The sequence below is a fragment of the Variovorax sp. 01T439_2 genome (assembly GCF_056398445.1).
The window spans coordinates 1-5,768 of the sequence record NZ_JBFTPJ010000323.1 but is presented as its reverse complement, the minus strand read 5'-3'; the positions used below and the strand labels follow the sequence as shown (position 1 = coordinate 5,768).

The following is a 5,768-nucleotide window of genomic DNA, read 5'->3' as shown; positions in this document are numbered from 1 at the left end:
GCTGGAGCCCGGCTACGCCGCGCCCGACCTCGAGACCGAGGCGCTGCTTGCCGAGCCCATGCAGGCGGTGGTGCGGCCGGGGCACCCGCTGGCCGCAAAGCGCCGGCTGGGCTGGGCCGACCTGGCCAGGGAGCACTGCGTGATGCCGCCGCCCTGGGCCTCGCTGCGCGTGAAGCTCGACCAGATGTTCTTTCGCGACGGCGTGCATCCGCCGGCGGACATCATCGAGTCGGCCTCGTTCCTCGCGCAGATCAGCTTTTTGCAGCAGCGCGATGCGGTGGCCTTCATGGCGCGCTCGGTGGCGCGGCATTTCCAGCAGCAGGGCATGCTCAAGGTGCTGGCGCTCAAGGTGCCGATCGAGCTGCCGCCGGTGGGCCTCATCACCATGCGCGGGCGCCGGCGCACGCCCAGCACCCAGCAGTTGATCGAATGCCTGCGGCGCGCGGCCAGGGTGAAGTCCGCGGCTTGAGGCGGCGCCGTGGCTTTCCTGCACCGAATACCCAATTCATGGGAATGCACTCTGCAGTGCCTTGGAGGACCATTCGGGCATGTATTTGCATACCCTGGTCGCCGATCTGCCGCATGCGGACCGCACGGCATTGGACGAGGCCAGCGAACTGCGCGCCTACCAGTGCGATGAAACCGTTCTTGCCGCTGGCGAGTGGACCGACCGGGTCTATTGCGTGGCGAGCGGTCTGCTCCAGGTGGTGAGCCACGGACGCGCGAGCGGCGCCGATGTCGTCACCGACCTGATCTGCCAGCACGACTTCTTCCTTGGTCCTTCGCTCAGCGAAAGCCGCTACCAGGCAAACCACACGCTGGTGGCGGCCGAGGCTTCTTCGGTGTACCTGATTCCCGTGGTGGCCATGCGCGGGCTCTGCGAGCAGTACCCGCAGATGGCGCTGAAGCTGCTGGGCATGGCCATCGAGCGCACCAGGGCGATGCGCGGGCAACTCGGCCTGGGGTAGGCCACGCGCTATTTGCCCGGCGGCGGGCTGGCCGGAGCCGTTTGCGGCGCGCTCTGGGTCGGCGTCGACGGCTTGACCGGTGCTTCCTCGCGCGTCTGCGCCAGGAAGTTGTAGGCCAGCGCCAGGATGAACACGAAGATGGCCGCGCCGATGCCCCAGCGGAACAGCCGCGCATTGTCACGCTCGTCGGTCTTGAGTTGTCGAGAAGACTTCATTCTTGCGATTTCCCTTCAGTGCAGAAGGCGGGGGCCAGGCGCCCGGTCAGGCCGTGGCCTTCGCGCGTTCGATGATGCCGCGCACTGCAAACGACAGGGTGCAGAGATAGCGGGCGTCGGCCGAAAGCGACCGGCTCATGGCGTGGATGAGTTCGTCGAAATCCTCGTCCGCGGGGCCGCTGCCGAGATCGCGGTTGCGGCGGGACAACGAGTCGCGGATCCGGCTCTGGACCTGCACGTAGTCGGCGCGCAGCAGTACGCTGCGCGCGAGCAGTACATCCAGGTTCAGCAGGTCCAAGGCGTTCATGGATGTTCCTTCCAGCGCGGTGTCGACATCAAAGATTCGGATCGCGATCGAAGGTGCCGCGTAGGAACCTTTCGCATGTGAGGTGGCAGCGCAGACTACATCCAGCGGCCGCGGCAAGATGCTGCTTACGGGATTACACGAGCGGTGGCTGGAACTGCTCGAGGCGGCGGCGCCCGGCCACGCGCGAGCTGCCTTCGATCGCGATGTCCGGCTTCGGCCGCCGCGCCGATGCACGCCGGGCGCTGGAGGCCGGCTTCAACGCGCATCTGCCGAAACCCGCTTCGCTCGAGGAACTCAAGGCCGCCATCGGCCGGCTGTGAGAGCTTGCGCTAGCGCTGCGCGCGGAAGATGAAGCCGCTGGCCGGAGCGATCCATTCGGCCTCGCCGGTCGCATGCGCTGCGGGCGCCGCGGCGCAGCCGGTGAACAGCATGCGTTCTTCGGCCAGCAGGAACTGGCGCGCGGGGACGCCCCGATCGGCCGCTTGACTGACGTGCAGCGTTGCGCCCGCAAGGCGCAGGGTGTCCCCGGGCTGCGGCCACAGCACGGCAGCATCGGGCCATGCGGATCGAAGCGCATCGAGCGTCGCGGCCGAGGGCTGCGTACCCGCCGCGGTCCAGAGCAGCCACTTCACCTGGCCCGGCGCTGCGTTCTGCGCAAGGCCGTGCGGCAGGGGATCGATCAATGCCCAGTGGCCGCCTTCGCCGCCGACGAAATAGCCGTGATGCGAATCCGCTGCGCCCGCCACGCGCACGACGCGCGCCGACAGCCGCGTGACCAGGCCCGGCTCGAGCGCATAGTGCGCATGGCCCTTGCCGTCGGGGTCGAGGTGGCCGATCTCCTCGTAGGCGGCTTCGTCGATGTTCACCGCGCGGCGGCCCGCAGGCCCGTCGGCCAGCCGCGGCATGTTCAGCACGATCCGCGTCAGCGCCCGCGCATGCGCCATGCAGTCGGCAGCGCTGCCGAAGCCTGCCAGCTCTTCGAGCGTGCGCCGTGTCACGTTCATCAGCTTGAGGCCGCGGCGCGGGTCCGCCGCCTCCGCAGGCTTGAGCCACATGTGCGCCACGGTCTCGCGGCCGTCGGGCTTCACGGCCTGTGCCGGCGGCATCTGCGCAATGAAGAAGCGGGTGTCGAAGCGGCGCGGCATGCCGGGCGGCGTGAGCCAGTGGCTGAAATAGGCCAGCCGGTCCATCGCAAGGCGCCAGCCTTGCGCCTCGCACATGGCCAGCAGCGCATCGGTGCCCTGCTCGGCGGCATGCCGCATCGATTCGAGCCGGCTCGGCGGCAGGCCGTCGAGTTCGACCAGGCGGTCGTCGGCATCGCTTGCAAACAGGACGCCCGCTTCCTCGAAGCATTCGCGCACCGCGGCGGCGTAGTAGTCGAGGCCGCCGTCGGGCAGGCCCAGGCGCGCGCTGGCCGCGGCGTCGTCCAGGCCCTTGCACATCAGGTGCAGGCGGCGGTCGTGCGCGTCGACCACGCCGCCCGGAAAGACGCTGGCGCCGCTGTTCTGGTCGTTGGCCTTCTCGGCGCGGCGCAGCAGCAGCACTTCCATGCCGTCGGCGCCGTCGCGCAGGAGGATCAGGGAGGCCGCGACGCGGATGGGGCGCGGCATGGACGGCGCTGGACCCGGCGGGGTCGTTGTCGTCGAAGGCTTGGCGTTCATGGGCGCCGATTGTCGGGCCAACGACGGCCTCGGGCACCGCGTCAGATCGCGCGCTGGTTCACGCGCCTGGAAAGCTGCTCGGCGCTTTCCCTGCGCTCGCTGTAGCGGTCGACAAGGTAGGCGGCCGCATCGCGCGTGAGCAGGGTGAACTTCATCAGTTCCTCCATCACGTCGACCACCCGCTCGTAGTAGGCGGAGGGCTTCATCCGCCCGGCCTCGTCGAACTCCAGGAAGGCCTTGGCGACCGACGACTGGTTGGGGATGGTCAGCATGCGCATCCAGCGCCCGAGCACGCGCAGCTGGTTCACCGCGTTGAACGACTGCGATCCGCCCGACACCTGCATGACGGCCAGCGTCTTGCCCTGCGTGGGCCGCACGGCGCCTACGCTCAGCGGAATCCAGTCGATCTGCGCCTTCATGATGCCGGTCATGGCGCCGTGTCGCTCGGGCGAGCACCACACCATGCCTTCGGCCCATTGCGCGAGCTCGCGCAGCTCCTGCACCTTGGGATGGTCGTCGGGCGCGCTGTCGGGCAGCGGCAGGCCGGCCGGATCGAAGATGCGCGTTTCGCCGCCCATGGCCCGCAGCAGCCGCGCGGCCTCTTCGGTCAGCAGCCGGCTGTAGGAGCGCTCGCGCAGCGAGCCGTACAGCAGCAGGAAGCGCGGTGCGTGGCGCGCCGGCGCCGCATTGGCCAGGCGCTCGGGCGAGGGCCGGTCGAACAGCCCGGCGTCGATGTTCGGAAGCTCAGGCAGCGCGTTCGACACGGCGGCCCTCCGCATCGATGACCAGCTCGCCGTCTTCCTTGGTGAACGGGCCTTTTTGCGGCGAGGGCAGGATGTCGAGCACCGCTTCCGAAGGCCGGCACAGGCGCGTGCCGATCGGCGTGACCACGATGGGGCGGTTGATGAGGATCGGATGCGCGAGCATGAAGTCGAGCAGTTGTTCGTCCGACCATTTGGGATCGTCGAGCCCGAGTTCGTCGTACGGCGTGCCCTTGCGGCGCAGCAGCGCGCGCGGGGCCATGGCCATGGCGGCGAGCAGTTCGCGCAGCGTTTCCCTTGTGGGCGGGGTCTTCAGGTATTCGATGACGCGGGGCTCTTCGCCGCTGTTGCGGATCATCGCCAGCGTGTTGCGCGAAGTGCCGCACGCGGGGTTGTGAAAGATGGTGATGGAGGGGCGGGTCGATTGCATTCTTGCAATTATGCAACTATTATTGAAATATGGAAGAACAAGACATCGTCCGATCCCTGGCCGCGCTGGCCCAGCCGGTGCGCCTGCAGGTGTTCCGCGCCCTGGTGGTGGCGGGCCCGGCGGGGCTCACGCCCGGCGCGCTGGTGGAGGCGCTCGACGTGCCGGCCACCAGTCTCTCGTTCCACCTGAAGGAGCTGACCCATTCGGGGCTGGTGACGCAGGAGCGCAGCGGCCGCAACCTGATCTACCGCGCGGCCTTCGGGCAGATGAACGCGCTCATCGGCTACCTCACCGAAAAYTGCTGCCAGGGCGAGGCTTGCCTGCCCCAGGCTTGCGCGTCGTGCTGAATCCCGCCGCCACCGCTGCTGCACCGTCCGCACCGCCGCCCGCCATCGGCTTCTTCGAGCGCTACCTCACGGTGTGGGTTGCGCTGTGCATCGTGGTGGGCATTGCGCTGGGCCAGTGGCTGCCGGGCGTGTTCCGCGGCATTGCGTCGCTGGAGGTGGCCAAGGTTAACGTGCCGGTGGGCGTGCTGATCTGGGTGATGATCATCCCGATGCTGCTGAAGATCGACTTCGCGGCGCTCGGGCAGGTGAAGGCGCATTGGCGCGGTATCGGCGTCACGCTCTTCATCAACTGGGCCGTGAAGCCGTTCTCGATGGCGCTGCTGGGCTGGATCTTCATCCGCCACGTGTTCGCGCCGCTGCTTCCGCCCACGCAGCTCGACAGCTACATCGCGGGCCTGATCCTGCTGGCGGCGGCGCCCTGCACGGCGATGGTGTTCGTGTGGAGCCAGCTGTGCAGGGGCGACCCGTACTTCACGCTGTCGCAGGTGGCGCTCAACGACGCGATCATGGTGGTGGCCTTCGCGCCGGTGGTTGCGCTCTTGCTCGGGTTGTCGTCGATCACGGTGCCCTGGGACACGCTCTTGACCTCGGTGGGCCTGTACATCGTGGTGCCGGTGGTCATTGCGCAGCTGCTGCGCAAGCACTTGCTCAAGAAGGGCACGGCCCGCTTCCAGGCGGTGGCGGCGCGGCTCGGGCCGTGGTCGATCTCGGCGCTGCTGCTCACGCTGGTGCTGCTGTTCGCCTTCCAGGGCGAAGCCATCATCCGGCAGCCGCTGGTGATTGCGCTGCTCGCGGTGCCGATTCTGATCCAGGTGTTCCTGAACTCGGGGCTGGCCTACGTGCTCAACCGCAGGCTGGGCGTGGCGCACTGCGTGGCCGGCCCGTCGGCGCTGATCGGCGCGAGCAATTTCTTCGAGCTCGCGGTGGCCACGGCGATCAGCCTGTTCGGCTTCCAGTCGGGCGCTGCGCTGGCCACGGTGGTGGGCGTGCTGATCGAGGTGCCGGTGATGCTGCTGGTGGTTTCGGTGGTCAACCGGTCGCAGGGCTGGTACGAAAAAGGCGTGCGGGCCGCCTGAGGG

The 5,768-nt window shown here is 68.5% G+C and carries 9 protein-coding genes; 4 read left to right on the top strand and 5 right to left on the bottom strand.

The window, feature by feature from the left end; genetic code table 11:
- Positions 1-469, top strand: a 469-nt coding sequence (locus AC1DOC_RS16485; protein WP_478130098.1) for a LysR substrate-binding domain-containing protein, incomplete at its 5' end; no start/stop codon positions are given.
- Positions 470-548: 79 nt separating this feature from the next.
- A complete protein-coding gene (locus AC1DOC_RS16480; protein ID WP_478081247.1) occupies positions 549-968 on the top strand; it encodes a Crp/Fnr family transcriptional regulator in 420 nt (139 codons plus the stop codon).
- A gap of 8 nt (positions 969-976) precedes the next feature.
- On the opposite strand, the gene AC1DOC_RS16475 is transcribed toward AC1DOC_RS16480, so the two are convergent.
- From AC1DOC_RS16475 to arsC, 5 genes are all read right to left on the bottom strand, one after another.
- Positions 977-1,183, bottom strand: coding sequence for a hypothetical protein (locus AC1DOC_RS16475; protein WP_012747089.1), 207 nt, complete (start codon positions 1,181-1,183; stop codon positions 977-979).
- A 46-nt stretch (positions 1,184-1,229) separates the two neighbouring features.
- The gene (locus tag AC1DOC_RS16470) at positions 1,230-1,490 is read right to left on the bottom strand and encodes a hypothetical protein (protein WP_012747090.1); all 261 of its coding nucleotides are present in this window, start codon (positions 1,488-1,490) and stop codon (positions 1,230-1,232) included.
- A gap of 329 nt (positions 1,491-1,819) precedes the next feature.
- On the bottom strand, positions 1,820-3,100 hold the full coding sequence (locus AC1DOC_RS16465) for an NUDIX domain-containing protein (protein WP_012747091.1): 1,281 nt from the start codon (positions 3,098-3,100) through the stop codon (positions 1,820-1,822).
- Positions 3,101-3,192: 92 nt separating this feature from the next.
- A complete protein-coding gene (gene arsH / locus AC1DOC_RS16460; protein WP_478081248.1) occupies positions 3,193-3,930 on the bottom strand; it encodes an arsenical resistance protein ArsH in 738 nt (245 codons plus the stop codon).
- On the bottom strand, positions 3,896-4,342 hold the full coding sequence (arsC, locus tag AC1DOC_RS16455; RefSeq protein WP_062361935.1) for an arsenate reductase (glutaredoxin): 447 nt from the start codon (positions 4,340-4,342) through the stop codon (positions 3,896-3,898). The genes arsH and arsC overlap by 35 nt, the downstream gene beginning before the upstream one ends.
- 29 nt (positions 4,343-4,371) lie before the next feature.
- On the opposite strand from arsC, the gene AC1DOC_RS16450 reads away from it, so the two are divergent.
- Positions 4,372-4,689 (top strand): ArsR/SmtB family transcription factor, encoded by a 318-nt coding sequence (locus AC1DOC_RS16450; RefSeq protein ID WP_478081249.1) that lies wholly within the window; start codon positions 4,372-4,374, stop codon positions 4,687-4,689.
- Entirely contained in the window at positions 4,686-5,765 is a 1,080-nt protein-coding gene (gene arsB, locus AC1DOC_RS16445; RefSeq protein ID WP_478081260.1) for an ACR3 family arsenite efflux transporter, read from the top strand. Before AC1DOC_RS16450 ends, arsB begins: the two co-directional genes overlap by 4 nt.
- The last annotated feature ends 3 nt before the right edge of the window (positions 5,766-5,768 follow it).